At 34.5% G+C, this 24,833-nt stretch carries 23 protein-coding genes; 20 read left to right on the top strand and 3 right to left on the bottom strand.

The window, feature by feature from the left end; all coding sequences use genetic code 11:
• Positions 1-360 precede the first annotated feature (360 nt).
• Positions 361-1,281, top strand: coding sequence for a hypothetical protein (locus CF599_RS11910; protein WP_121966245.1), 921 nt, complete (start codon positions 361-363; stop codon positions 1,279-1,281).
• Between the two features lie 211 nt (positions 1,282-1,492).
• On the opposite strand, the gene CF599_RS11915 is transcribed toward CF599_RS11910, so the two are convergent.
• Positions 1,493-2,005, bottom strand: coding sequence for a hypothetical protein (locus CF599_RS11915; protein ID WP_121966246.1), 513 nt, complete (start codon positions 2,003-2,005; stop codon positions 1,493-1,495).
• A 293-nt stretch (positions 2,006-2,298) separates the two neighbouring features.
• Between CF599_RS11915 and CF599_RS11920 the strand changes: the two genes are divergently transcribed.
• From CF599_RS11920 to CF599_RS11935, 4 genes are all read left to right on the top strand, one after another.
• Positions 2,299-3,231 carry a hypothetical protein gene (locus CF599_RS11920; protein WP_121966247.1) on the top strand — a complete coding sequence of 311 codons (933 nt, stop codon included), beginning with the start codon at positions 2,299-2,301 and terminating at the stop codon, positions 3,229-3,231.
• A gap of 11 nt (positions 3,232-3,242) precedes the next feature.
• A complete protein-coding gene (locus tag CF599_RS11925) occupies positions 3,243-3,575 on the top strand; it encodes a hypothetical protein (RefSeq protein WP_158221784.1) in 333 nt (110 codons plus the stop codon).
• Positions 3,572-4,171 carry an ankyrin repeat domain-containing protein gene (locus tag CF599_RS11930; protein ID WP_121966249.1) on the top strand — a complete coding sequence of 200 codons (600 nt, stop codon included), beginning with the start codon at positions 3,572-3,574 and terminating at the stop codon, positions 4,169-4,171. The genes CF599_RS11925 and CF599_RS11930 overlap by 4 nt, the downstream gene beginning before the upstream one ends.
• 369 nt (positions 4,172-4,540) lie before the next feature.
• On the top strand, positions 4,541-5,017 hold the full coding sequence (locus CF599_RS11935; RefSeq protein ID WP_143824821.1) for a hypothetical protein: 477 nt from the start codon (positions 4,541-4,543) through the stop codon (positions 5,015-5,017).
• 119 nt (positions 5,018-5,136) lie between these two features.
• Here CF599_RS11935 and CF599_RS11940 read toward each other — a convergent pair whose 3' ends face one another.
• Positions 5,137-6,468, bottom strand: coding sequence for an amidohydrolase family protein (locus CF599_RS11940; RefSeq protein ID WP_121966251.1), 1,332 nt, complete (start codon positions 6,466-6,468; stop codon positions 5,137-5,139).
• Positions 6,469-6,714: 246 nt separating this feature from the next.
• On the opposite strand from CF599_RS11940, the gene dtd reads away from it, so the two are divergent.
• The 9 genes from dtd (at position 6,715) to CF599_RS11990 (ending at position 16,739) form a co-directional block, all read left to right on the top strand.
• Positions 6,715-7,167: a D-aminoacyl-tRNA deacylase gene (gene dtd, locus CF599_RS11945; RefSeq protein ID WP_121966252.1), complete on the top strand. Its 453-nt coding sequence runs from the start codon at positions 6,715-6,717 to the stop codon at positions 7,165-7,167.
• A complete protein-coding gene (locus CF599_RS11950; protein WP_121966253.1) occupies positions 7,167-7,370 on the top strand; it encodes a hypothetical protein in 204 nt (67 codons plus the stop codon). The genes dtd and CF599_RS11950 overlap by 1 nt, the downstream gene beginning before the upstream one ends.
• 4 nt (positions 7,371-7,374) lie before the next feature.
• Positions 7,375-7,701 carry a nucleotide pyrophosphohydrolase gene (locus CF599_RS11955; protein WP_121966299.1) on the top strand — a complete coding sequence of 109 codons (327 nt, stop codon included), beginning with the start codon at positions 7,375-7,377 and terminating at the stop codon, positions 7,699-7,701.
• A 6-nt stretch (positions 7,702-7,707) separates the two neighbouring features.
• A complete protein-coding gene (locus tag CF599_RS11960) occupies positions 7,708-8,934 on the top strand; it encodes a 3-phosphoshikimate 1-carboxyvinyltransferase (protein WP_121966254.1) in 1,227 nt (408 codons plus the stop codon).
• Between the two features lie 136 nt (positions 8,935-9,070).
• Positions 9,071-10,120 (top strand): tRNA preQ1(34) S-adenosylmethionine ribosyltransferase-isomerase QueA, encoded by a 1,050-nt coding sequence (gene queA, locus CF599_RS11965; RefSeq protein ID WP_121966255.1) that lies wholly within the window; start codon positions 9,071-9,073, stop codon positions 10,118-10,120.
• A 320-nt stretch (positions 10,121-10,440) separates the two neighbouring features.
• Positions 10,441-11,718 (top strand): kynureninase, encoded by a 1,278-nt coding sequence (kynU, locus tag CF599_RS11970; protein WP_121966256.1) that lies wholly within the window; start codon positions 10,441-10,443, stop codon positions 11,716-11,718.
• 191 nt (positions 11,719-11,909) lie between these two features.
• Positions 11,910-12,995: an agmatinase family protein gene (locus CF599_RS11975; RefSeq protein ID WP_121966257.1), complete on the top strand. Its 1,086-nt coding sequence runs from the start codon at positions 11,910-11,912 to the stop codon at positions 12,993-12,995.
• 305 nt (positions 12,996-13,300) lie between these two features.
• On the top strand, positions 13,301-14,635 hold the full coding sequence (locus CF599_RS11985; RefSeq protein WP_121966259.1) for an NAD(P)/FAD-dependent oxidoreductase: 1,335 nt from the start codon (positions 13,301-13,303) through the stop codon (positions 14,633-14,635).
• Positions 14,636-15,623: 988 nt separating this feature from the next.
• Positions 15,624-16,739: a DUF6266 family protein gene (locus CF599_RS11990; RefSeq protein ID WP_121966260.1), complete on the top strand. Its 1,116-nt coding sequence runs from the start codon at positions 15,624-15,626 to the stop codon at positions 16,737-16,739.
• Positions 16,740-16,868: 129 nt separating this feature from the next.
• On the opposite strand, the gene CF599_RS11995 is transcribed toward CF599_RS11990, so the two are convergent.
• Positions 16,869-18,419, bottom strand: a complete 1,551-nt coding sequence (locus tag CF599_RS11995; RefSeq protein WP_121966300.1) for a helicase HerA-like domain-containing protein — start codon at positions 18,417-18,419, stop codon at positions 16,869-16,871.
• 335 nt (positions 18,420-18,754) lie between these two features.
• Here CF599_RS11995 and CF599_RS12000 point away from each other — a divergent pair, with 335 nt between their 5' ends.
• The 6 genes from CF599_RS12000 (at position 18,755) to CF599_RS12030 (ending at position 24,722) form a co-directional block, all read left to right on the top strand.
• Positions 18,755-19,591 (top strand): MotA/TolQ/ExbB proton channel family protein, encoded by an 837-nt coding sequence (locus CF599_RS12000; RefSeq protein WP_121966261.1) that lies wholly within the window; start codon positions 18,755-18,757, stop codon positions 19,589-19,591.
• 85 nt (positions 19,592-19,676) lie between these two features.
• Positions 19,677-20,306, top strand: coding sequence for a biopolymer transporter ExbD (locus CF599_RS12005; protein WP_121966262.1), 630 nt, complete (start codon positions 19,677-19,679; stop codon positions 20,304-20,306).
• A gap of 18 nt (positions 20,307-20,324) precedes the next feature.
• Positions 20,325-20,867 (top strand): biopolymer transporter ExbD, encoded by a 543-nt coding sequence (locus tag CF599_RS12010; protein ID WP_121966263.1) that lies wholly within the window; start codon positions 20,325-20,327, stop codon positions 20,865-20,867.
• Positions 20,868-20,890: 23 nt separating this feature from the next.
• Positions 20,891-21,745: an energy transducer TonB gene (locus CF599_RS12015; RefSeq protein ID WP_121966264.1), complete on the top strand. Its 855-nt coding sequence runs from the start codon at positions 20,891-20,893 to the stop codon at positions 21,743-21,745.
• 335 nt (positions 21,746-22,080) lie between these two features.
• Positions 22,081-23,034 carry a PstS family phosphate ABC transporter substrate-binding protein gene (locus tag CF599_RS12025; protein WP_121966266.1) on the top strand — a complete coding sequence of 318 codons (954 nt, stop codon included), beginning with the start codon at positions 22,081-22,083 and terminating at the stop codon, positions 23,032-23,034.
• A 29-nt stretch (positions 23,035-23,063) separates the two neighbouring features.
• On the top strand, positions 23,064-24,722 hold the full coding sequence (locus tag CF599_RS12030) for a lipopolysaccharide assembly protein LapB (RefSeq protein WP_121966267.1): 1,659 nt from the start codon (positions 23,064-23,066) through the stop codon (positions 24,720-24,722).
• Positions 24,723-24,833 lie beyond the last annotated feature (111 nt).

Consider the following 24,833-nt stretch of genomic DNA (forward strand, 5'->3'; position numbering starts at 1 on the left):
TTATAAGAAAAAAACACAAGAAAAAGAACTTGTACAGTAACGACAGGATTACTAAAACAAGTGTACAGTTAGAACTAGGATTATAAACAATAACTGTACAGTTATGGTAGGACGAGACATGCTAAAATAGGGGTGGTCGGCTGGTGGTCGGCTGTTGATAGGCTGATGGTCGGCTTAAAAGTGCCAAAAACAGCCTATCACCTGCCTATCAAATGGGGAGCATATAGGGAGCAGTGCGAATAGTAGTTGTTGGTTAATAAATAGTTTTTGAGATATGTAAGTAGGTATATTTTAATTTTGTGTTCGTTTTTTATGTTAATTTGTGCTGTTTTTGTAATAATGTAAATTAGAGAAGGAGATATGAAAAAAGTGTTGTTTGTACTGGGATTAAGCACAGCATTACTTAGTTGTAAAAAAGAGAATACAACTGTAGTAGAAAGTGTAGGACAAGAGGTGTCTACTCTAACGGAGGAGCAAAAGGAGGGGATAGCGTTTATTAAGGAGTTTTATAAGTATGAATGTGGGGAACAGGAAGGGGTCAGTGAGAATTATTATCTTGATTCTCGACTGAATGCGCGTATGGATAGTTTAAATGAGGGAGGGGATTTAACGATAGATTGGGACCCGTATATTAACGGTCAGGATTATGATCCTGATACGATATTAAGTACGCTTAAAGTAGGGGCTCTAACGGGAAAAGATGAATATAGGGCTACCTTTAAGAATTTCTCGACTGTATCATCTGTTGATTATTTAGTAAAGAAGAATAAGAATGGAGATTTGAAGATAATGAGTGTGCTGAATGAACCGCTGTTAAGCTTTAGAACTGGTATCCAAAAGGAATATAATTTCTATGATTTGTCTAAAGTAGAACTAAAAGTGGGTGGTGCTACCTATAAAATAGTGGTACTTGAACGCAAAGAAAATAAGGGAAAGTCTAAACATTATAACACACCTCTAGTAGTATATAGAAATGGGGAAAGGCTAGTATCTAACATTTTTATGATAGACAATGAGGAGGATAACTGTGACGCAAATGGGTTTATATCTCTTACTGCTACTAAGGATGGGTTTATATTTAAACAATCATTTTGTAAGGATGATCTAGATGTGACTCGTTCGACTACTTTTAAGATAGATAATGCGTTACAGAAAGTGTCTGTACAAGGATATGAGGAGGAGTATGTGGATAGAAGTAATCCTGATAATGTGATACCGAAGGTCGTAAAGAAGGAAACGACTTGGTACGATTTAGGGGAGTATGAGTTTAAGAAGGAATAGGATTGTGGATGTAGACGTCACGGATTACCTGCCCTACATCTCCTGGCCCATTCATTAAAAACATCTACTAGATGTTTTCTTAACATTCTGTCCTGCGACAGCGCAAGTATTGTGGTTACTGTGTGGCATACACGTCACCTACAGTCAGTGTATAAAAGTAGTGGACGTATTACTATACGCCCACATTATATGTTATAACTTAGAAAATAGCTTATTTCTTCAGCTTCTTATATTCTCTAATTAAGTCTTTAAGTTGTCGATTAGAAGTTACATCAACGTCTTTATCAGATAAGAAATGTCTGAATGTGAAATGGCTTCTATAGTTCTTTGATACAATTTCTTGGTCAATGATAAATAGGTCGTTTCTTAATTGTTGTTTGTCTAATTCTATTTTTCCTAAGTCCTCAAACTTGTCTTTAAAATCACGTCTAAAGGTGTTTGTATTAAAAGGGATAGAATTTAGAATCTGCATTTGCTTTTTAGACTTTAAGTCTAAAGTAGAGATAATCTTAATAGCTAGTGCATCTATTTCTACCTTAGTTAAAGAGTCTATTTTCTCAGGTAAGTAAGATTTTGTTTTTAATTGTGATTTTTTAATTGGTTTAATTTTGTCTGACTGCTTTGCTACAGTTTTTTTTGAAGTTGTAGAAGGTGCATAACCACTTCCAAAGCATTTTTCACAATAAGGATCTAAACCTTCACAAGAGCAAATTTCTGTTGTCATATTTTTGAATTACATTTTAATTTAAGAGGACTATATAAATAGCCTAGTTTTTTACGTTACTGTTTTATTATACAAGGACTAACTTATATATGTCGTAAAATAACAGAGCAAAGGTAATTGAATTTTTATAGACTTGGTGAAATTTAAAGAATTAGTAGATGTGGAATAAGTGCTATGTCTTTCTCTTTTGAGGGGAGAAGTGTTGTATATAAACTGTACAGATGTGTTCAGATACCGAACAGTTAGTTGTGTAGGATAGTTGAAATAGGTTGATTTGTAAAAAAGTAAAAGAGATGAAGTATATAGTGTATGTGTTTATGGCGTTGGTGATGGTGGGGTGTAAGGAAAATAAAAGTGAGACTAAAGATGATGAAACTAAAGTTAGAAAGGACTTTTTATATGCAATTCATATGTCTGCTTTTGATTATGAGTTATATGTAAATGATATCATAGTGAGTAATAATATCAATGGTAATGGAGAGAGTGCTGTCAATTCTTTGTTGCCTTATATGTTTAAACCTGGTGTGCAGAAGATGAGAATTAAAATAAAAGCTTCCACCTCAAAGTATGGTATTAAGAAAATAAATTATAATCATATCGCAGATAAAAAGATTGAAATAGGAAAATATGACGCAGCAGTGCCTAACGAAATAGAGAGGATAGAGATGATTTATAAGTTAGAGTTTGACCCATTTGAAGGAGAAGTGTCTGAAATCGAGAAGGAATGGACATTTGAAATTAACGATGTAATGAAAGTAGATAATCTGGATAATTCTACTGATTTACGGTTAATGAAAGAGGAAGTTTTGCAGGAGGAGGTTTTAAGTAAATTTGAGGAACTTCGGTATAATTTAGATCAAGGGAAATCAAAGAAAGTACTTGAGTCTATAGAGAAAACTTTAAATATGATGATGTATTTAGAGGAGTTGAGTTCACCTGAACAAAGGGATTTTAAAAGTAATTTTAAAAAATATTTTGACTCTTCGAAAGGTAGCTTACCCAAGCTGAGTAATTATAATATGAAAATTATGGGTGATGGAAGAGCTGTTGTATTAGAATATGCTGCTGGTGAGCTTGAGGGGCTTGGGATATTATCAAGTGTTAGATTAAATGGTAAAAAAGTAAATAGTAATTATATAATTCTACATAAACCTAAAAGTACAGGTGTATTTGAAGTCTTTAGATATGATTGTAGATTTTGGAGCAATCCTAATAGAGCAAATTAAAAGAGATGGGGATGATAATGTGTTCTAAGCACGAGTTAACAGGTATATTACCCAATATAGAAGATGTGTTGATACATCGTATACACGAAGGCGATAAGATAGAATCTAGTGAGTTATTTACTATAACAGTTATTATGCATTTTGATGATTGTGATAGTTTAGAGAGAAACTATACAATATCACAAAATACGAAAGTTAGATTAGGTTTAGGCGATGTGTATAACATCTATACGGAGGCGGATCTAGAAGTTTTAAATGAGTTTTATCAATCATTAGGGGTGATTTGTGTTAAATGCTTTTTAGAGTATAAGTATAAAGAGAATTTTAGAGGAGTATTAATATGAAGTATATAATATACGCTTTTATGGCACTGGTGATGTTTAGTTGTAAAGACGTTAATTCTGAACAAACTAAGCAATTAGAAGAGACTACTGAGAGTTCTAAACTAAATGAGTTTATCTATGATATAGATGGTTATACCTATACTGCTTTAGGAAAGGCTTGTAAAAATGGAAACATTAGTGAAGTAAAGAGATTAGTAGAGCAAGGAGCAGATATTAAACAGGGATATACTGACGAGATATATGAGTTTGATGTGCTATATGTAGCTATTGTGGAGGGACATTATGATATCGTAGAGTATTTAGTAAGCAAAGGTGCTGATGTAAATCAAATATATACTGAGGATGGTTTAACGCCTTTGTCATTGAGTATTAGAGCGAATCAATTTAAGATTACAACATTGCTAGTGAGCCATAAGGCAAATGTAAATGGCGAAGGAGATTTAGGTGATGATTATGTAACTATTCCTTTGCGTGAGGGTTTAGAACAAAAGGATAAAGAGACTATAAAGCTGTTATTAAAAGCAGGTGCAAGAGCTGATGCTTTGAATGAAGAGGAGGTAGTGGGGTTAAAAGAATTAGTTGGTGATGATGTATAGTCATTAGGGGGAGCGTATAACTATACGCCCATACGCCCACGTAAAACATGTAGATGTTTTAATGTGTGGTATATTGTGGCTATTGCGTGGATATATATGTGAGATGCTTCATTCTTCAGCATGACATGGGCGGTGGATATACTTTGCGGTTACTGTGTGGATATAGATGTCACGGACTATGCCAACACACCATCTGTCTCATTCACTAAAAACATCTACAAGATGTTTTATTAACGCTCTGTCCTGTGACAGGGCAAGTATTGTGGCTACTGTGCGTAAGTATATATGTAGTATTGAGAGGAGGTTAGATAGGAAAAAGGGTGGTGATGCATTTAGTTATTATCAAATGGTTAATTAATAGAATAAAATATGATGTTAGTAATCAATACATTGATTTGTATGTTTTTTGTTTGTTATGGGTATTACTTTACTTATGTGTACCCAAGAAACAAGGAGAGAAAAAAAGTACTGAAGAGGTATTTGATGCTTTTTTTAATTCTATTTTTCCCATGTAATATACTACTGTTTTGTCTTGCTAAATTAGTTTACACAATAATTCCCTTTACATGGCAAGAATGGGAAGTTGTCGAATTATATATACGTAATTTCGCCCTAATGCCTGGTGCTATTTTCTTTTATAACTTGGGAGTTATAGGGTTATTCGAAGGATTACTAGATATGATCATTACTTTTCATCGAGTACATAATGCTGAAAATATAGATAAATATCCAATCAATTTTACGATAAAATATAAATCAGTAATTGTCAATGTTGCAAGAGCAATTTTCTGTGTATTTTATGGAGTTATTAATTATATTATGTGGATTGATGAGTTTATTAAGTAAGTAACTAGTATTAAGAGTAGAGGTCAGAATAACATAGTTTAGGTGCTGTATGTATGAAGGCTAAAACAAAAAAAGGACTGCTGAATAAGCAATCCTTTAGATATAGAAAAGTGAAGTTATTACTTCTTAGTGTTGATTGTGTTTTTATAGATTTGTCCGCCTTTCATGATAAGGATAAAGCTCTTCTCAGGGTTAGCGATAAGAGATAAATCTTTAAGAGGATTACCGTCCACTAGTAGTAAGTCAGCATAAGCCTTCTCTTCTACTACTCCTAGCTTACCAGGGTAAGGGCTACGAAGACCTGATAGTTGTAATAGTTCAGCGTTATCTTGTGTTACCATTTTAAGGATTTCAGCATTAGTAAACCATTTTTGAAGACGTAAGATATAATCGTTTTGATCTTTGTTAAGTTCTGGTTCGAATAAGAAGTCAGTACCCCAAGCTAGTTTTACTCCTAACTTTTTAGCTAGTGGCCATACTCTATCTTGCCCTTCTAATACCGGTTTACGCTTCTCTTTACGTTGCGCGTCCATATTGTCATTGTTATCCATTAGGTTTTGTAAACTTAACCAAATGTTCTTCTCTGCCATTATTTTCAATGTTTCTTCATCTAACATTTGTCCGTGTTCGATAGATTTAACACCAGCTTCTATAGCACGTTGTACAGCTCTAGGCGTATAAGCGTGTACCATCACGTATGTTCCCCAGTCTTCTGCTGCATCTACAGCTGCTTTTACTTCATCAAATGTATATTGAGTCACATCGATCGGATCATATGCTGATGAAGTTCCTCCACCTGCCATTACTTTTATCTGACTTGCTCCGAAACGCAAGTTTTCTCTTGTAGCAGTAAGTACTTCATCACGCCCATCAGCAATAAATGTAGCACCAAGTTCTTCTGCTCGAGATGGTTTGCCAAAGAAACGACGAGAGCGTTCGTTAGGTGTTCTAAAGTCACCGTGTCCTGCAGTTTGACTTATAGTAGCACCAGAAGGCCAAATACGAGGACCAGGTACTTTATTAGCATCAATAGCTGCTTTTAGAGGGAAGATAGGTCCTCCAGCATCACGCACACTAGTAAAACCACGCATAAGCATATTATTAGATCCTACAGCTACTTCTTTCATTAAGCTTTCTGGAGTAGCAGTAGGTGACATCATTTGTTCCATTGTTAAGGCACCAAATACCATATGTACGTGTACATCAATTAATCCAGGCATTAAGGTTTTGCCATTACCATTGATCTTAACTACATCTTTATCCTTAACAGATATAGCTGAAGCACTTATCTTTTCGATAGTTTGACCTGATACTAATACATTCATAGGAGCAGTAAGAGCTGCTGTTTTGTGGTCTAATATTCTAACATTCTCGATAAGAACTTGTTTTGTCTGTGCAAATGTGATTGTTGTGCTGACAAAAAATAGAGTTAATAAGTATTTAAACTTCATGATATATTGGGAGTTATGTGGTTATTCGTATAAAGATGAATGAGGCTCTAAGTTATTATAAAAGTGGCGTTTTGCCTAATATTATTTTGTTTAACGATAATATTGGGTGATTTTAGTATATATTCTATCGGATTAAGGATTGTTGAAAGGGATTAGTTGATGTGTTGTAAATAATTGTAATTATAATAAGGTAGAACTTTAGAAAGTTTTAAGTTTGTAAGTATTAGAGAGAAAATATATAAAGTAATGAGAGTAGTAATCCAACGTGTGACAAAAGCGTCTGTAACAGTTGAAGGGAATGTAATCGGAAGTATCGGTCAAGGGCTGTTAGTGTTAGTAGGAGTAGAAGATATTGATACAGTACAAGACATAGAATGGCTATCGGGTAAGATAGTGAATTTGCGTATATTTGAAGATGAAGCAGGGGTAATGAATAAGTCTATTAAAGAAGTCGGAGGTGATGTGTTATTAGTAAGCCAATTCACATTACACGCTTCTACTAAGAAAGGAAATAGACCCTCTTATATTAAAGCTTCTAAGCCAGACTTTGCTGTGCCGATGTATGAGAAGTTTATCACACAGTTAGAAAAAGATATGGAGAAGTCAATACAAACAGGAGAATTCGGAGCAGATATGAAAGTAGAGTTGCTGAATGATGGCCCTGTAACTATAGTAATCGATAGCCAAAATAAAGAATAATGAATAGTTTAGTCAAGTTTAGTTTATTCACTATCATCTATGTGATGATGACGTGGTTCTTAACAGAAGAAGTAGGATGTGCTTTCTCTGGGGATCAGCAGTGTTTAATAAGTTTCGTAGCGAAGTATATTATCTTTATGATATTGATGTTCGTTTATGACAAGTGGATTAAAGGAAGAATTTTTAAAACAAAAAATAAGTAAGAGTATGAATATTCAGGGTGCACAACTAGCTGTAGATAATTGGATAAAAGAACATGGAGTTCGTTATTTTAACGAATTAACTAATATGGCTCAGCTTACTGAGGAGGTAGGTGAGGTAGCTCGTATCATCGCGAGAAGATATGGAGAGCAATCTGAGAAAGAGAGTGATAAAAATAAAGACTTAGGTGAAGAGTTGGCAGATGTGGTATTCGTAGTGATGTGCCTAGCTAACCAGACAGGTGTGAATCTTCAAGAAGCTTTTGATAAGAAGATGGATTACAAGACAAAGAGAGATCACGACCGTCACCACAATAATGAAAAACTAAAATAAGAAGACGTGAATATTAAGCTGTTAAAAAGTAAAATGGAGAATGACAAAACACTTGTCATCTCTGGTAGTAAATCTGAGAGTAATAGATTATTGATATTACAAGAGTTGTTTTCATCATTGGTGATAGATAATGTATCTGATTCAGATGATGTACAAGCGATGCAACAAGCGTTAGCTTCAACAGGAGATGTAGTGGATATACACCACGCGGGAACTACTATGCGATTTTTGACAGCTTATTATTCGCTGTGTAGTACTCGTACACTCACTTTAACAGGAAGTAGTCGTATGCAAGAGCGCCCTATCGGGGTACTAGTAGAGGCACTTAGACAGTTAGGAGCGGATATAACCTATGATAAAATAGAGGGATATCCTCCACTTCGAATTAAAGGGAATGTGGTAACTGGAGGTAGAGTAGAATTACCTGCAGATGTGAGTAGTCAATATATCACTGCTATGTTATTAGTAGGAACAAAATTAGAGAAAGGAATAGAGCTTCATTTAATTGGTAATATTACCTCTCGTCCTTATATAGAAATGACTTTAGCATTATTAAGTCAATTAGGTGTAGAGAGTAGTTTCAAAGGGAATATTATTAAAGTAAATCCTTTAGTTAAAGCTAATACAGAGCAGTTTACTGTAGAGTCTGACTGGTCTTCGGCATCTTATTTCTATTCTTTTATAGCGTTATCTCCTATAGGTACAGTGATAAAACTAAAGAGTTATAAGAAAGATAGTTTGCAAGGGGATAGTTATGTGAGTGAGTTATATGCTACTCTAGGGGTAGAAACTACTTATTTAGAAGATTATACTTTAGAACTTAAGAAAGTAAGAGATACCGAACCTGTTTTTAAGGCAGATTTGATAGAAACTCCTGACTTAGCGCAAACTATAGCTGTGACTTGTTTTGGTTTAGGGATAAAATGCGAAATGACAGGATTGCATACTTTAAAGATAAAAGAGACAGATCGCTTAGTCGCATTACAGAATGAGTTGACTAAATTAGGGGGTCAAGTAGATATTACTAAGGATTCTATGTTTATTCATCCTTCAAGTGGGATGAGGGAAGGAGTATCTATTCATACTTACCAAGATCATAGAATGGCCATGGCTTTCGCACCATTATCTTTAATAGGCGAACTAGAGATTCTAGAGGCAGAAGTAGTAACTAAGTCATTTATAAACTACTGGGATTGTCTAGCAGAAATAGGCCTAAATATGGAGAAAAAGTAAGGTACTAAAATTAAATATGGCTAAATACTTGACAACCCCTACTCTGAGGTTGTATATTTGTACTCAATTTGGACATCTTGTGCTTTATAGATGCCTGAATAAGTTTAGTATTATTTTCTAACAAAACACATATTCAATGAAGTTATCAAACTTTAATTTTGATTTGCCTGAAGAATTATTGGCAGAGTTTCCAGCAGAGAACAGAGATGAGGCACGCTTAATGGTGGTGGATCGCAAGACTGGAACTATTGAACATAAGCAATTCAAGGATTTAATTGACTATTTTGACGAAGGAGATGTGATGGTGTTAAACAACACTAAAGTATTCCCTGCACGTTTATACGGTAACAAAGAGAAAACAGGTGCTAGAATCGAAGTATTCTTGTTACGTGAATTAAATGCTGAACAACGTTTATGGGATGTATTAGTAGATCCTGCTCGTAAAATACGTATCGGAAATAAATTATACTTCGGTGATGATGATTCATTAGTAGCTGAAGTAATCGATAATACAACTTCTAGAGGAAGAACTTTACGTTTCTTATACGATGGTTCTTACGAAGAGTTTAGATTTAAATTACAAGAGTTAGGAGAGACTCCAATACCTAAGTATATTAATCGTGAGGTAGTGCCAGAAGATGCTGAGCGTTACCAAACTATCTATGCTACTGAAGAAGGAGCTGTAGCTGCACCAACAGCTGGACTACACTTCTCTAAACATTTATTAAAGCGTTTAGAAATTAAAGGAGTAGAGTTCGCTAATGTGACGTTACACATTGGTTTAGGTACTTTTAACCCGGTAGAGGTAGAAGATTTATCTAAACACAAGATGGACTCAGAAGAGATGTTCGTGACTCAAGAAGCGTGTGATATCGTAAACGCTGCGCAAGCTAGAAAGAGCAGAATATGTGCAGTAGGTACTACAAGTATGCGTGCTTTAGAAAGTTCGGTTTCTTCTAGTCATACATTAAACCCATTTGTAGGTTGGACTAATAAGTTTATCTTCCCTCCTTATGACTTTAGTATAGCTGACTGTATGATAACTAACTTCCATATGCCTAAATCAACATTGATGATGATGATCTCTGCATTCTGTGGACATGACTTAATGATGAAAGCATATAAAGAAGCTGTAGAAGAGAAATATAAATTCTATTCTTATGGAGACGCAATGTTAATCCTATAATAGAACGATTATATAAAACTAAAAAAAGCCTTTGAGAAACTCTCAAAGGCTTTTTTTAGTTTTATATTCTTCTTTTTGAACCCAGAATCAGCGATAGACATGTAAACGAAAAGTAATTATACAAAATAGGTCTGAATTAGTGATAAAAGCATACTGTAGTATGGTTGTAGTGCTAATGAAAGAGCTATGAAGTAGAATTGATTTGTAGTATTTGGCTAATGTTGATTTTGAGTTGAAGTAAAGTTCTTTTATAAAATATTTAGGAACGTTATTATCTTAAAAGGCTTAAATTTACTTTTAACTTATAAATGCTATATAACATGACTTTTGAAAACACACTTGCTTATGCAAAGAGCTTAGATGCACAAGATCCTCTAGCACAGTACAGAGACGAGTTTAACTTTCCAAAAGTAAATGGGAAGCAAGTTATTTATTTTACAGGTAATTCTCTAGGGTTACAACCTAAGAAAGCTGTAGAATATGTAAGTGAAGTGATGACTGACTGGGGAGAGTTAGCAGTAGAAGGACACTTCTATGCAGAGAAACCTTGGTGGGATTATCACGAGAGATTAAGTGAACCCTTGAGCACTGTGGTAGGAGCATTGCCATCAGAGATAACGGTAATGAATACATTGACAGTGAATCTTCATGTGTTAATGACTACCTTTTATAGACCAACATCAAGTAAGTATAAGATTATATGTGAAGAGAAAGCATTTCCTAGTGATCAGTATTTGATTCAATCACAGGTTAAACTACATAATCTAGATCCTAAAGATGCTATTGTAGAGTTAAAGAAAAGACCAGGTGAGCACAATTTTAGATTAGAAGATATTCTGGCTAAGATAGATGAGGTAGGAGAGGAGTTAGCTTTAGTTTTGATAGGTGGATTAAATTATTATACAGGACAGGTATTTGATATAAAAACGATCACTGCTGCAGCTCATCAATATGATGCAAAGGTAGGGTGGGATTTAGCACATGCAGCGGGTAATATAGAATTAAAATTGCATGAGTGGAATGTAGATTTTGCAGCATGGTGTAGTTATAAATATATGAATGCAGGACCAGGTAGCGCTTCAGGATGCTTTATCCATGAACGTTATCACACAGATAAAGATCTAGTAAGACTAGCAGGATGGTGGGGACATAATAAAGAACGCAGGTTCTTAATGGAGAAAAAGTTTGATGCCATAGAGAGTGCGCACGGATGGCAGATTAGCAACCCCTCTATTCTAAGTTTAGCTCCTTATTTAGCTTCATTAGAAATGTTTGCTGAGGTAGGGATGGAAGCACTAATCACTAAACGTGATAAGATTACAGCCTATTTAGAATTTGTGATGGAAGATGTTGCAAGAGCTGTTCATGCCAATTATGAAATTATCACACCAGAAGGAAAAAATGAGCGAGGTTGTCAGTTATCTGTATTACTTCATGGAAAAGGGAAAGATCTTTTTTCATACTTGTTGAATGAAGGTATTATAGTAGATTGGAGAGAACCTAATGTAGTACGTATAGCTCCAGTCCCATTATATACATCATACGAAGATGTTTTTACATTTGGAGAAATTCTAAAAAAGGCGGATAGCCTATTTTAACCCAGCATCACCGTTAGCCAAATAGTATAAGTAATTTTACTTTATAGCCCTTTTATTAGCTCTATTTTGTCTAGTTACTTTTCGTTTATAGGTCTAGCACATACTCAAGGTTTAAAAGTATTTAATATAAATTTTCAATATCAATTTGGATATACTGAAACAGCGTTTAAATTTGCAAAAAATAAAATAAGATGTCAACTAAACAAAATAAGATAGATAATTTCGATCCGTCTCAACCAGGATTAGCAGATGCTACTATTTACGGATTACCTTTTACAGCAGAAGAAAGTGAAATAATCGTGGTGCCTGCACCATGGGAAGTAACTGTAAGTTATGGAGCTGGTGCTTCTGAAGGACCAGAGGCTATCTTAGAAGCTTCTTATCAAGTAGATTTGTTACATCAACAATATCCTGATTTATGGAAGTTGGGTATCTATATCGATGAAGCACCTGAACATTGGGCTGCTGATAGTGCTAAGTATAAAGAAATGGCTCAGCCGATAATCGAAGCATTAGAGAATGGAGAAAATATAGATGACTTACCTGAGTTAAAAAAAGATCTAGATACAATCAATGCTGTTTGTGAGAAATTTCACAAAGAAGTAGAAGAGAAAGTATCTTATTGGATGGCGCAAGGGAAGAAGGTAGTGTTATTAGGAGGAGATCACAGTACTCCACTAGGATACTATAATGCAATGGCAAAACATCATGATGCTTTTGGTATTTTACACTTTGATGCACATATGGACTTAAGAGATGCTTATGAAGGATTTACATATTCTCATGCTTCTATTATGTTTAATACATTAAAATTATCTCAAGTAAAAACAATTGTACAAGTTGGTATCCGCGACTTCTGTGAACAAGAAGTAGCGACTGTAATGGAATCTAATGGAAGAGTATTAGTACATACAGATGCTGATTTGAAGAAAGATGAGTTCGAAGGAATGTCTTGGAAAGATAAGTGTGACCAGATTATCGCATCATTACCTCAGAAAGTAGCTATTAGTTTTGATATTGACGCTTTATTAGCATGGTATTGTCCGAATACTGGAACACCAGTGCCAGGAGGATTAACTTATGAGCAAGCGATATATATGATCACTCGTCTGTCTGAATCTAATAAACAAATAATAGGATTAGATTTAGTAGAAGTAGCACCAGGAGAAGATGACTGGGATGGAAATGTAGGAGCTAGATTGTTATTCCACATGTGTGGAGCATTTGCAAAATCACAAGGTTTAGCAGTAGGACAAAAAATAGAGTTTAAGAAATAAACAAAAAATAAAGAGTCTTTAAGACTCTTTATTTTTTTATAGGTTTATCAATAAAGAATATATTATACAAAGAAAGTATAGAAGCAACGACTAATAATGTAGAGACTAAAATATGCTCTATATTAAATACAATGTAAAAGAGATACCACCCTGTAAGAAGCAGTATCACGAGGATCCACAGTAAATCTTTCATAGGGTTTGCTTTAGGTTTGTTGTTTAATAAAGATACTTCTAATGCTTGTTTTATAATAAATGAAATCAAAGTATTTGTTGTTTAAAATGATAAAATTCAAATAGTTAATCTTATGGTGAAAGATATATCTATAGTAGGTAGTGGATTAGTAGGTGTAGTATTAGCTATTAGTCTAAAGAAAAAAGGATATACAGTAACGGTTTATGATAGAAGTGAAGATATTCGAAATATAGATTTTCGCGGTAGATCTATTAATCTAGCGTTGTCTGATAGGGGATGGCGTATCTTGACAGAGTTAGGGATAGATGGAGAAGTAAGAGAATTAGGGATACCTATGTCAGCACGTGCTATACATACTGAAAGTGGTGAAGTAAAGTATCAACAATATAGTATAAAAAGAGACTCTATCTGGGCTATTTCTCGTGGAGGACTAAATAAGGATTTAATTTCGATTGCAGAAAGAGAAGGTGTAGTCTTTAGATTTGATACTCCTATATGGGATATTGATTTAAAAGAGGGCATTCTGTATACTGCAGAGCATGAGAGAGATCAATGGATGGCTATTAAAACGGATTTGATCTTCGGTGCTGATGGAGCATATTCTAGAGTGCGTGGGAAGATGCAAAAACAAAGTCGTTTTGAATATCAACAGTCCTATCTGCATTTAGGTTACAAAGAACTTAGAATAGAGGCTGGAGTTAATGGAGAACACAAGTTGCCTAAGAATTCTTTTCATATTTGGCCGCGCAAAGATTTTATGTTTATCGCATTGGCTAATGTCGATGGTTCATTTACTTGTACTTTGTTTATGCCTTATGAAGGAGAGATCTCTTTTAAAACAGTTGTTAGTGATGACGAGATAAATTCATTCTTTACTACATACTTTAAAAATGTAGAAAACTTAATCCCTAATTATCTAGAACAGTATAAAGAGAACCCAGTCAATTCGTTGGTGACAATGAAATGTTTTCCATGGGTGTCTGAAGGTAAAGTAGCATTAATAGGGGATGCTGCACATGCAGTAGTTCCTTTTTATGGACAAGGATTAAATGCCGGTTTAGAAGATGTATATGTTTTAAATAAGATAATCAGTGAATCTAAAGAGGATGATTGGGAAACTATTTTTGAAAAGTATCAAGATGAAAGAAAACCCAATGGAGATGCTATAGCAGAGTTATCTTATCGCAATTTTAAAGAGATGAGTGAAGATACGGCTGATGATATGTTCCTTCTTCGCAAGAAAATAGAAGGCAAATTCGCTGCTCAGTATCCTGATCTATGGTTGCCTTTATATGATAGAGTGACATTTAGTACAGAGAGCTATGTATCTGCCTTAGCAGAGGGAGATAGACAGGCGCGTATTATGGATCAAGTAATGTCAGTAGATAATATTAATGAGAAGTGGGATAGAGATGAGGTAATGGATATAATTAAGGATCTATTATAATCTAAGATAAAAGTAAAACAAGTAAAAGGCTGTGCGATTTCGTACAGCCTTTTTTGTTTCTATAACGTATTTCTAAGACAATTAAGTTTCTTACATAAAAGTGTGTTTGGTAATATTATGTCTTCTTCAAAGATTAATGTTTTAAATTTTGATGACCTTTTTTTACGTAGTTACTTCCTAATCTGACAAAAAACTACTTTTAGCTATCTCTAATTAAACACTTTTTTTATCCTACCCCTTCCACAGGGCTTCTAGCATACTCTAAGTTTCATTTTATGTACATTTTTTTAAATCCATTTTTAGGTTAATGTATTGATAAATAGATGTTTAATTTGTTTTGTGCAAAATAGACTAGTCTCTATATTGGCCTTTAATCCCAGTGGAATAGAGCGATGATAATGTATTGTAGGTCATTTAACGGATAGTAGTAGGAGAGTAGAAGGGCTGAGAGATTTTTGCCCGTGTATGCTCTTGTTGATTATCTTGAACTTATTGTTAAGTGGATGCCATGGGCTATGTGCTAGAAAATCAAAATTTGGATCAAATCAGTCGTCATTCGATGAAATGATACAGTTTTTTTGTAAATAATTTCAGTTGGATTAACAGCTGATTGATACCAAGCTAGAGTAGGAGTGGGATGAATAGGTGCTAAACTTTTTTTGATCTATATGTGTTTGGTATTCTGATTTTTATATATTACAAACGCTGCGCTTCAATTAAGAATTAGGAATTAATAATGTTTGGCTTCGCCATAAGGTGAATTTATGTGTCACACAGATTGCCGAGCGAGCGACGACGTGTATTTCCACACAGTTGCGGTGTCGCGGATTTGAAATCCGTGACTTGTATTTCCACAACGTAAACACAATGCACGTTGTCAATATATATACATAACGTAAACACAATACTACGCTGTCTCGGATTTGAAATCCGTGACGAGTATAAAACAACATCACAACATCACAACTAACCAAAAAAAACACGAATTATGGCAGAAATTAAACAAGGAATACTAGGTGTAACAAGAGGAAAAATAGGACCGGTAGTAGGATATATATGGAGAGGGAAAAATTGGCTTCGTTCTAAACCTAGTAAATCAAGAAAAAAGGCAACCGCAAAGCAGTTGCTACAGTGGGATAAGATGAGTCTAGTGTCTACTTATGCAAGTAAGTTTAGGGATTTTGTCAATGCGCATTGCCCTACGGCTAAAGTAGGTGATAAATGGTTGATAGGCAAAGAGCAACTGATCTCAAGGATGATGAAGCAGGGCATTACCATGATCAATGGACTACAGCATATCGCAGTAGAGCAAACGATTTTGTCTATCGGAAACCTTGCCCCTGCTGTGATTAGAAAGATTAATATCATGAAAACGGGCAAATTTAAAGTGCAGTGGGATAATAGCTTAGTCAATGCGATGACACTAGATACGGACTCGCTGACGATGATGCTGTATAATGAAACGTTAGACAAGTTCGTGGCTATATATAATGTCGGAAATCGCGTAGAGAAGTACGCACATTTTAGTGCTCCAACAGAGTGGAAAAGTGGAAAGGTATATTTCTGGAGTATGTGGAAGGCTGCTGACGGGAGTATGCATAGTACAAGCTGTTTCCACGGGATGATAGAGCTTATCGAGGAACAGGAAACAGGAAAAAGGGAGCAGGAAACAGGGCATGGGAAACAGGGAGCAGGGAATGGGAAACAGGAAATAGGGAAGCAGGAAATAGGGAATAGGATGGAGGTGGTAGAAAATGTCAATCAGGAAAAGGGGAATACAAAACAAGAAATAACAGAGGTATTACCTGTAGAACAAGTACAAAGAATAGCGTTAAAACAGTGCCTAGAAGAGGTGTCTTCTACTACCAATGTAGAAATAGCTACCAAATCTGTTGAACCTGCTATTAAAGAAAAAAAACTAAAGAAATGGACACCGCCTGGCTATACCCGCCGTGTAACAAAGCGAATCTTAAAAGGGAAGGCTGAGATAGGTAATAATACAGAAGTTAACAAGAAACAGAGTTCTTCTAAACCTAGTGGAATAATTGAGGGAGCGCGCTCTATCTTAGATGTACCAGATATTAGAACGGAGCAGAAAGAGTGAGAATGAGGTGAGATATAGAGAATAAGTGTATTAGGCAGATAAGTATATAATAGGCAGAAAATAGGTGTATCTATTATAATAAGGAGTAGTGTATATGAAAAAAGGAAACCTATTTAGGTTCCCTTTGATTTATTTGCGTTTTCCTTTGGTATTACTACCGCCGGAGAATATCTTATTTAGTATTCCAAAAGCTCCTCTAATAAAGGTAGCGCTAGTGACTACTTTTAATATGCTCTTCGTTACGTCACTATTTCCTTGTTGCGTTTTAGGAGGATTAGCTGTTTTAGAAGAGTTAGTGCTTTCTTTCGCTTTTTGTTCTTCTTGTTGCGCTGCTTCTAGTTTAGCAGTTAGGATTTCGTAAGCACTTTCTCTGTCAAAGTATTCATTATATTTTTTGGCAAGAGGTGACTTGGTGATTAGTTCATCGATTTCACTATTAGATAGGATATCCATTCTACTCATCGGTGCTCTCATAGTACATACTACTAAAGGAGTAGGAATTCCTTTTTCGTTTAGTACTGTGACAAGTGCGTCTCCGGTCCCCATGGAAGTGATGACTTCATCCGTTTTATAGAATTCAGTAGTAGGGAAGTTTTCTGAAGCAGTCTTGATTGCTTTTCTATCTTTCTCAGTGAATGCTCTTAGCGCATGTTGAATCTTAAGACCAAGTTGTGCAAGTACACCATTAGGTATATCAGTAGGATTCTGTGTGATAAAGTATATTCCGACTCCTTTAGAACGGATTAGTTTAACGATAGTTTCTATTTGATTGAGAAGTGTTTTGCTTGCTTCATTGAAGATTAAGTGTGCTTCATCAATAAAAATAACAAGTTCAGGTTGCCCGCTATCCCCTTGTTCAGGTAGCTGTGAATATACTTGAGCTAATAGATTTAGCATAAAAGTAGAGAACAACTTAGGTTTATCTTGTATATCTGTTAGGCGAAGAATGTTTACATATCCATATCCTTTGTCATCTACACGCATAAGATCAGCGATGTCAAATGATGGTTCTGCAAAGAATACATCAGCTCCTTGTTGTTCTAATTCGATTATTTTACGAATAATAGCACCTGTCGATGCAGCAGAAATACGACCATATTCGCTTTCTATTTCTTCTTTTCCTTCATTAGTTAAGTACTGAAGAGTCTTTTTAAAGTCTTTTAAATCAAGTAATGGAAGCTTTTTATCATCACAATACTTGAATATTAATGAGACTATTCCAGCCTGTGTATCGTTTAAGTCTAAGATTCTACTGAATAAGATAGGTCCGAATTCAGTTATTGTAGCTCTTAGTCTAACGCCATTTTGTTGCGAAATCGATAAAAGTTCAACGGGAAATTTGTCTGTATTATAAGGAAGGTTCATTTTAGTATGACGATCTCTTATGAATTCATTTTCAGTACCTTCCTTTGCAATACCACTAAAATCCCCTTTGATGTCCATCATCAGGACAGGTATGCCTTTTGCGGATAGTTGCTCAGAGAGAACTTGTATTGTTTTTGTTTTTCCAGTACCAGTTGCTCCAGCTATAAGTCCGTGTCTATTAATGGTTTTGAGTGGAATAGTAATAAAGTGGTTGGCTAGAATCTCATCTTCTAATTTGGCTGTACCGATGGTGATAAACTCTCCTTTAAATGTATAGCCATCTTTAAAGGAAGTACTGAAGTTTTCTTTATTTATAGTCATAATTATATAAAAAGTAGCATTGATTGTTAACAAAGATAAACTATTCAGAAATTAAATTATATATAAAATTGAAATGTTAAATTTGAAGGGAATGTAAAAAATGGTTTAGTTTTTTCCATTTAGACTCGTTATCTTTACCTTAGCTTAACATTTCCTTTTAATACGGGGTGTTAAATTTCCTTATTGTTAAATGACGAATTAAAGAATTGAAAAAAATCATTATAAATTTTTTTATTTGATCTAAAAACATAAATTTGCGACTCTCATAGTTCAAAAGAGAAATAAGTAATAAGTAATAATTGAAAAAAAAAGAATTAAATTTTTAAAAGATGACAAACGTATCAAACGAATCAATTGAGAAAAAAGGATCAGGCTCAAGCGCAAGCAGAGTAATTGCATCACTAGCAGTAGTATTTTGTATTGTATTTGGTTACATTATCTGGAAGTTTGTAATGGGTAACCCAGCTAACTTTGAAAATGGAAATCCAGATGCTCACCCACTACCAGGAAACTTTTTAGGAATGGTGTATAAAGGAGGAATAGTTGTAGCAGCGTTAATTGGTTTATTAACAATGACTGTTGTTTTCTCAATCGAGAGATTCTTTGTAATTTCTAAAGCTTCAGGAAAAGGAAACGTAAGTAAATTCGTTCAAGATATCCAAGTAAGCATCAATGCTGGGAAAATCAACGAAGCAATGGAAGCATGTGACGCTCAACAAGGGTCAGTAGCTAACGTAGTAAAAGCTGGTTTAGTTAAGTACGAGCAAATGAAAAAAGAAGGTTTTGATAGCGAAGAAGCTACAGAAGCTATTCAAAAAGAAATCGAAGAGGCTACTACATTAGAGATGCCAATGTTAGAAAGAAACATGATCGTATTAGCGACATTAGTATCTATCGGTACATTAGTAGGATTATTAGGTACAGTAACAGGTATGATTAAAGCGTTCTCTGCTTTAGCTACAGCAGGTACTCCTGACTCTACAGCATTATCTGCAAGTATCTCTGAAGCATTAACTTGTACTGCTACAGGTATTGGTACTTCTACATTAGCGATTGTTATGTATAACACATTTACAACTAAAATTGATAGATTAACTTATTCAATTGACGAAGCAGGTTTTGCTATTACTCAATCTTACAGAAGATTCAAAGGGTTAGCAAAATAATTAGTTAAGAATAAGTAATAATATAAATACTAGACCTATATACTTAGTATTAATGAATATGGGTTTAGTTTAAAATATACTATCAATGGCAAAAGGTAAAATGAAAAAGAGTAGTATGAGAGTAGATATGACCGCAATGTGTGACGTGTCGTTCCTACTTTTGACTTTCTTCGTATTGACTTCTACTGCTAAAATGCCAGAACCATTACCTGTTGATACTCCATCATCTACAGTACAAACTAAATTACCAGAGGTAAATTTAGCTACAGTTACTATCGGTGGTAAAGAAGGAGAAGAGAAGGTTTTCTTTGGGGTTTTAGGAAAAGTAGACCGTATCGCAACTCTTGAAAAAATGGGAGAGCGTTACCAAATAGAATTTAATGATGAAGAGAAAAGAGTTTTTTCATTTTTAGAAGGTGTTGGTACACCTATGCAAGAATTGAAAAGCTTTTTAAATCTACCGCCAGCTGTTAGAAATAAAGTTAGTTCATCTCAACCTGGAATCCCTATGGATTCAGTTAACAATCAATTAAAAGATTGGGTTCAGACTTCTCGTATTGTTGCGAAAGATTTGAATAACAAAGTTTTAGAGGTTGCTATTAAAGCAGATGCTACAATTGCTTATCCAAAAGTTAAAAAAGTTATGGATATCATGCAGGAGCAACGTCTAAACAAATTTTACTTAGTAACAGGTCTAAGAAATGAAGATTTTTAATCATTAAACAAACTCTAAATGGCTGAATTAAATACAGGTGGAGGGGACGAAAAAGGTAAAAAGGTAAGAAGTAAAAAACAAAACGCTGGAGTAGATTTAACTGCGATGGTGGATTTGGCTTTCTTATTGATTACTTTCTTTATGTTGACTACATCAATGAATAAGCCGCAATCAATGAATTTAGCGATGCCAGATAAGTCTGAGGACGCTAAAGATGTTGAGAAGACTAAAGTGGATGAGAATCGTACGATGACTGTCCTTTTAGGAGCGGATAATAAAGTAAAATGGTACATGGGTATGCCTAATGCACCATTAGAAGGGCCTACGGAAAGTGCGTATGGTCAAAATGGGATAAGAAAAGTTATCATGGAGAATTCTAAGAAAGCTTTATCTTACTCTCAAGATGCAGAAAAAGGATTAATTGTTATTATAAAAGCTAGTAAGAATGCTAATTATCGCAATCTAGTTGATATTTTGGACGAAATGGCAATCACAGGGTCTAAGACTTATGCTATCGTTGATATCTCGGATAAAGATTTAGAATTCTTAGGTGAGAAGTAGTTAACGTCTAATACAAAAAAGAAATGTCAAAATTAAATATCTTTAAAAAAGATTGGATTGATATGGTTTTCGAAGGACGTAACAAATCTTACGGAGCTTATCAATTAAGAACAGAAAATCCAAAGATGACTACTATCGCATTATTTGCTGGTATGGCTGTGTTTGGATTAGGAATAGCATCACCAATGCTAATCGATATGGCAAAGGGAACTTTTGGAGTAAAGAATGTTGATAACTTAGATCAAGTAATTGAGATTAAAGATATTAGTATTCCGCCACCGGTTGAGGAATTACCTCCACCACCAGAAGAAGTACCACCACCACCACCTCCTGTAGAAGAAGCTAAGTCGGTTAACGACCAAAAGCAATTCGTAGAGCCAGAAGTGGCTAAGAAGGAAGAGGTAAAACAAGAGATCGCTAAGCAAGATGACTTTAAGGATGCAGATCCTGGAGTGAAAGATGCTAAAGGTGACAAGGATAAAGGAGAAATCAAAACTGGTGAAAGTACAGGTAAAGCTGACAAAGGTGATCCTAAACCTGAAGCTTCAGGAGATGGAGACCCTAATAAGGTTTTCGTTGCTGTACAAGTAAAAGCTGAGTACCCTGGAGGTATGCCTGCTTTTAACAAGCAATTCATCAGCCGTTTCAGAACACCAGATATTGATTCAGGTGTGAAGAGAATCCAAGTTATCGTACAATTTATTGTTGAGATAGATGGTTCATTAACTGATATTAAAGTTGCTCGTGACCCTGGTTACGGTGCTGGTAAAGAGGCAGTACGTGTATTGAACTCTATGCCAAAATGGAAACCTGCTATTCAAAATAATAGAAGTGTTAGATCACAATTTACATTACCAATTACTATTCAAGTACAATAGGTATGTTTAAAAATAAATTTCAACAGAAATCGCTGCTACAGCGATTTCTGTTTGTTTTCGGACTATGCTTCTTTTTTCTTTATTTAGGATTAGGATGTATGTTTTTGTTTTGGGATGATATGCCTATAGCTATGGAATATACTTACAGAATGCTTTTTGGAGGTGCTCTGATAGTATACGGTGTATTTAGATTTATAAGATTATGGAATCAAGAGTGATTCTCAAAATAGATTAAGCCGCTTTTAGCGGCTTTTTTTTGTTCTAATCTTAACAATATAGTTTGTTTGTTTTGTATATCTTTATGGAATAACAAACTTTAGTGTATTAAGAATTAAATGATAAAAAGAGGTTTTAAGGTATTTAGCTATGTTTTAGCTATTGCTACTTTGTCAAGTGTTTTTGTGGAATGTAAAAAGAAAGAAGAACCTATAGTTAATCAAGAAGAAATTGATTTTACTAAGATTGAAGAGACTCCGGTATCCGGATATACTAAGATTTTAGTAGATGAATCTATTTACCCAATTGTGAATGATGTAAATACGATGTATATGTATGAATACAATCGCAGTAAGATTGACCTTCTGAAAATGTCTACAAATGAGGCATTACTATTGTTGTTTAATGATTCTGTTCGCGTTGCAGTTTTGCCAAGAGAGTTGACTGATAGTGAAGTTAAGCGCTTTGAGGGTAGGGTGACACCTAAGATGACTCATTTTGCAACTGATGCAATCGTTTTTGTGGCGAATAAAACTTATACAGATAGTATTATTGACTATGATTTGGTACTTAAAAATATGAAGAGTACTACTACTGATGGTAGTAACGGGACTATTTTAGTCTTTGATAATGCAAATTCTAATGTTGTGGAAACTTTCAAAGAGAAAACTAAGGTAACTGATCTTCCTAAAGATAAAGCTTATTATGCTGGAGATTCTGAGGCAGTGATTGAGTATGTTAGTAAAAATCCACGTGCTATAGGTGTAATTGGACAAAACTGGCTTACGCAACCAAGTGAAAAGGTTGCTAAGTATATGGGAGATATCAAGGTTCTGGGAGTTAAGAATTATGAAGACGGTAAGTATTATAAGGCATCTCAAAATAATATAGCTGAAGGAACATATCCTCTTACACGAAAACTGTATGTGGTAGATATTCAAGGTATGTCTGGACTAGGTGTTGGATATGCCTCATATATCGCTGGATATAAAGGTCAAAGAATTGTTTTGAAATCAGGTTTAGTACCTTTTAAAGTTCCTCCAAGAGAACTGAATGTGAGAGATAAAATTTAAGAATATAAATAACCAAAATATATCAAAAAATGAATAAACGTAATCTAAAATCATTACTGGCAATAGCCTTGATTAGCGCAAGTAGTTTTGCACAAGATCTAGAAACAGCTAAAAAAGCTATACAGGATGAACAATATGATAAAGCAAAGGCTATTTTAAAGTCTTTAGTAGAGAGTAAGCCAAATGATGGTATAAACTATTATTATCTTGGTGATGTTTTATTACAGGAAGAAGAAGTAGAATCGGCACGTACTTATTTTGAGAAGGGTATTGCGGTAAAAAGTAAAGGCTTTCTTAACTTTATTGGATTAGGTCAATTGGCTTTAGACGATAATAATGTTGTTCTAGCTAAAGAGAACTTTGATAAAGCATTAAAAAGTATTCGCAAGAAGGATTATAATGAGCAACTTTTAGTAGCATCGGCTTATTTGAATTCTAAGCACAATCAACCTAAAGAAGCTATTGCAATTGCTCAAGCGGTTATAGCATCAGATTACACTAATGCTAATGCGTATAATGTTCTAGGTAAGGCTTATTTAGCTGAAAATAACTTTAACGAGGCTTTTTCTGCTTTTAGGAATGCGATTTCTTATGATGAGAGTCTGTTAGATGCAAAATTGCAATTAGCTATTATAACTAAACGTGGAAGAGGATTTGCAGAGGCTATTAAAGCTTGTGAGGAGATTTTAGTAGTTAACCCTAATTATGCTCCTGCTTTAAGAGAGATTGCTGATAGTTATTACTTATGGTCTACGCGTGATAATGCTAATAAAGCAAACTACGTGAATAAGGCAGATGAGTATTACCAAAAGTATTTAGTTGCTTCTGATAATTCTGTTGAAGCAAGAGTGAAGTACGCTGATTTTCTATTAGTGACTGGTGACTATATCAAGCTAGAGAAACTAGCTTCTTCTTTGAGTAAGGAAGAGGGAGTTAATAATAAAATTAATAGATATCTAGGATATGCAGGTTATCATAATGCAAATTATGCTGTTGCAATTCAAGGTTTAGAAAAGTATTTAACGAAGGCTAAAAAAGTGATTGGAAGAGATCATTTATATTTAGGGTTAAGTTATTTGAATACAGCGAAAGATAATAACGGTTACTACGCTAAAGGGGTTGAACAATTGCAGAAAGCAGTGCAAGTAGAACCTGCTGTAGCAGAAGAGTTCCATGCGATAGGATTAGATTTGTCTAAGAAAGGTAACTTAAAAGAAGCTATTGATGTATTCTCTGTTAGTGCAGCTATTAAGACTCAACCTAATTATACGTACGATAATTATTATGCAGCTTATTGTTATTATTTGTTAGGAAGAGATGATGCAAGTGGAAATAATGAAGGGGTATTAAACCAAGCAGATAAATATTTTGCGATAGCTATACAAGCAGATCCTAAGTTAGGAGAGGCATATTTCTTTAAAGCTAGAGCGAATCGTTTATTAAAAGGAGATGAGGCTTATAAGAGAATGTTTGATGCATATAGCGGATACTTAAAAGTAATAGGTGAAGAAGGAGGTTTAAGTAAATCTGATAATAAAGATAGAGTAATAGAAGCTTATACTTCGATTGCAACATATCATGCTAATAAGAAAGAAAATAGTGAAGCTATTGCTATGTTTAATAAAGTATTAGAACTTGATCCTCAAAACGAGTTTGCTAAAAATACAATTAAAGCATTAAGCAAGTAGTTTCTTGATATATAACCTTAAATCTGCAACTACCATTTACTGCGAATGAATTTTACTTTACATAGCTTCAATTAGCTCTAAAACCATACTAATGTATGCTTTAATCACTAA

The organism is Myroides sp. N17-2, assembly GCF_002286775.1.
Taxonomy (GTDB): Bacteria; Bacteroidota; Bacteroidia; order Flavobacteriales; family Flavobacteriaceae; genus Flavobacterium.

Bases quoted from the DNA above. Each gene is read 5' to 3' on its own strand.
- CF599_RS12030 (WP_121966267.1), top strand. From the start codon at position 23,064: ATGAATAAACGTAATCTAAAATCATTACTGGCAATAGCCTTGATTAGC.
- CF599_RS11910 (WP_121966245.1), top strand. From the start codon at position 361: ATGAAAAAAGTGTTGTTTGTACTGGGATTAAGCACAGCATTACTTAGT.
- CF599_RS11920 (WP_121966247.1), top strand. From the start codon at position 2,299: ATGAAGTATATAGTGTATGTGTTTATGGCGTTGGTGATGGTGGGGTGT.
- CF599_RS12000 (WP_121966261.1), top strand. From the start codon at position 18,755: ATGACAAACGTATCAAACGAATCAATTGAGAAAAAAGGATCAGGCTCA.
- CF599_RS11990 (WP_121966260.1), top strand. From the start codon at position 15,624: ATGGCAGAAATTAAACAAGGAATACTAGGTGTAACAAGAGGAAAAATA.
- CF599_RS12005 (WP_121966262.1), top strand. From the start codon at position 19,677: ATGGCAAAAGGTAAAATGAAAAAGAGTAGTATGAGAGTAGATATGACC.
- CF599_RS11935 (WP_143824821.1), top strand. From the start codon at position 4,541: ATGATGTTAGTAATCAATACATTGATTTGTATGTTTTTTGTTTGTTAT.
- CF599_RS11950 (WP_121966253.1), top strand. From the start codon at position 7,167: ATGAATAGTTTAGTCAAGTTTAGTTTATTCACTATCATCTATGTGATG.
- CF599_RS11985 (WP_121966259.1), top strand. From the start codon at position 13,301: ATGGTGAAAGATATATCTATAGTAGGTAGTGGATTAGTAGGTGTAGTA.
- CF599_RS11940 (WP_121966251.1), bottom strand. From the start codon at position 6,468: ATGAAGTTTAAATACTTATTAACTCTATTTTTTGTCAGCACAACAATC.
- CF599_RS12010 (WP_121966263.1), top strand. From the start codon at position 20,325: ATGGCTGAATTAAATACAGGTGGAGGGGACGAAAAAGGTAAAAAGGTA.
- CF599_RS11975 (WP_121966257.1), top strand. From the start codon at position 11,910: ATGTCAACTAAACAAAATAAGATAGATAATTTCGATCCGTCTCAACCA.
- CF599_RS11915 (WP_121966246.1), bottom strand. From the start codon at position 2,005: ATGACAACAGAAATTTGCTCTTGTGAAGGTTTAGATCCTTATTGTGAA.
- queA (WP_121966255.1), top strand. From the start codon at position 9,071: ATGAAGTTATCAAACTTTAATTTTGATTTGCCTGAAGAATTATTGGCA.
- CF599_RS11955 (WP_121966299.1), top strand. From the start codon at position 7,375: ATGAATATTCAGGGTGCACAACTAGCTGTAGATAATTGGATAAAAGAA.
- dtd (WP_121966252.1), top strand. From the start codon at position 6,715: ATGAGAGTAGTAATCCAACGTGTGACAAAAGCGTCTGTAACAGTTGAA.
- CF599_RS11930 (WP_121966249.1), top strand. From the start codon at position 3,572: ATGAAGTATATAATATACGCTTTTATGGCACTGGTGATGTTTAGTTGT.
- CF599_RS12025 (WP_121966266.1), top strand. From the start codon at position 22,081: ATGATAAAAAGAGGTTTTAAGGTATTTAGCTATGTTTTAGCTATTGCT.
- kynU (WP_121966256.1), top strand. From the start codon at position 10,441: ATGACTTTTGAAAACACACTTGCTTATGCAAAGAGCTTAGATGCACAA.
- CF599_RS11925 (WP_158221784.1), top strand. From the start codon at position 3,243: ATGATAATGTGTTCTAAGCACGAGTTAACAGGTATATTACCCAATATA.
- CF599_RS12015 (WP_121966264.1), top strand. From the start codon at position 20,891: ATGTCAAAATTAAATATCTTTAAAAAAGATTGGATTGATATGGTTTTC.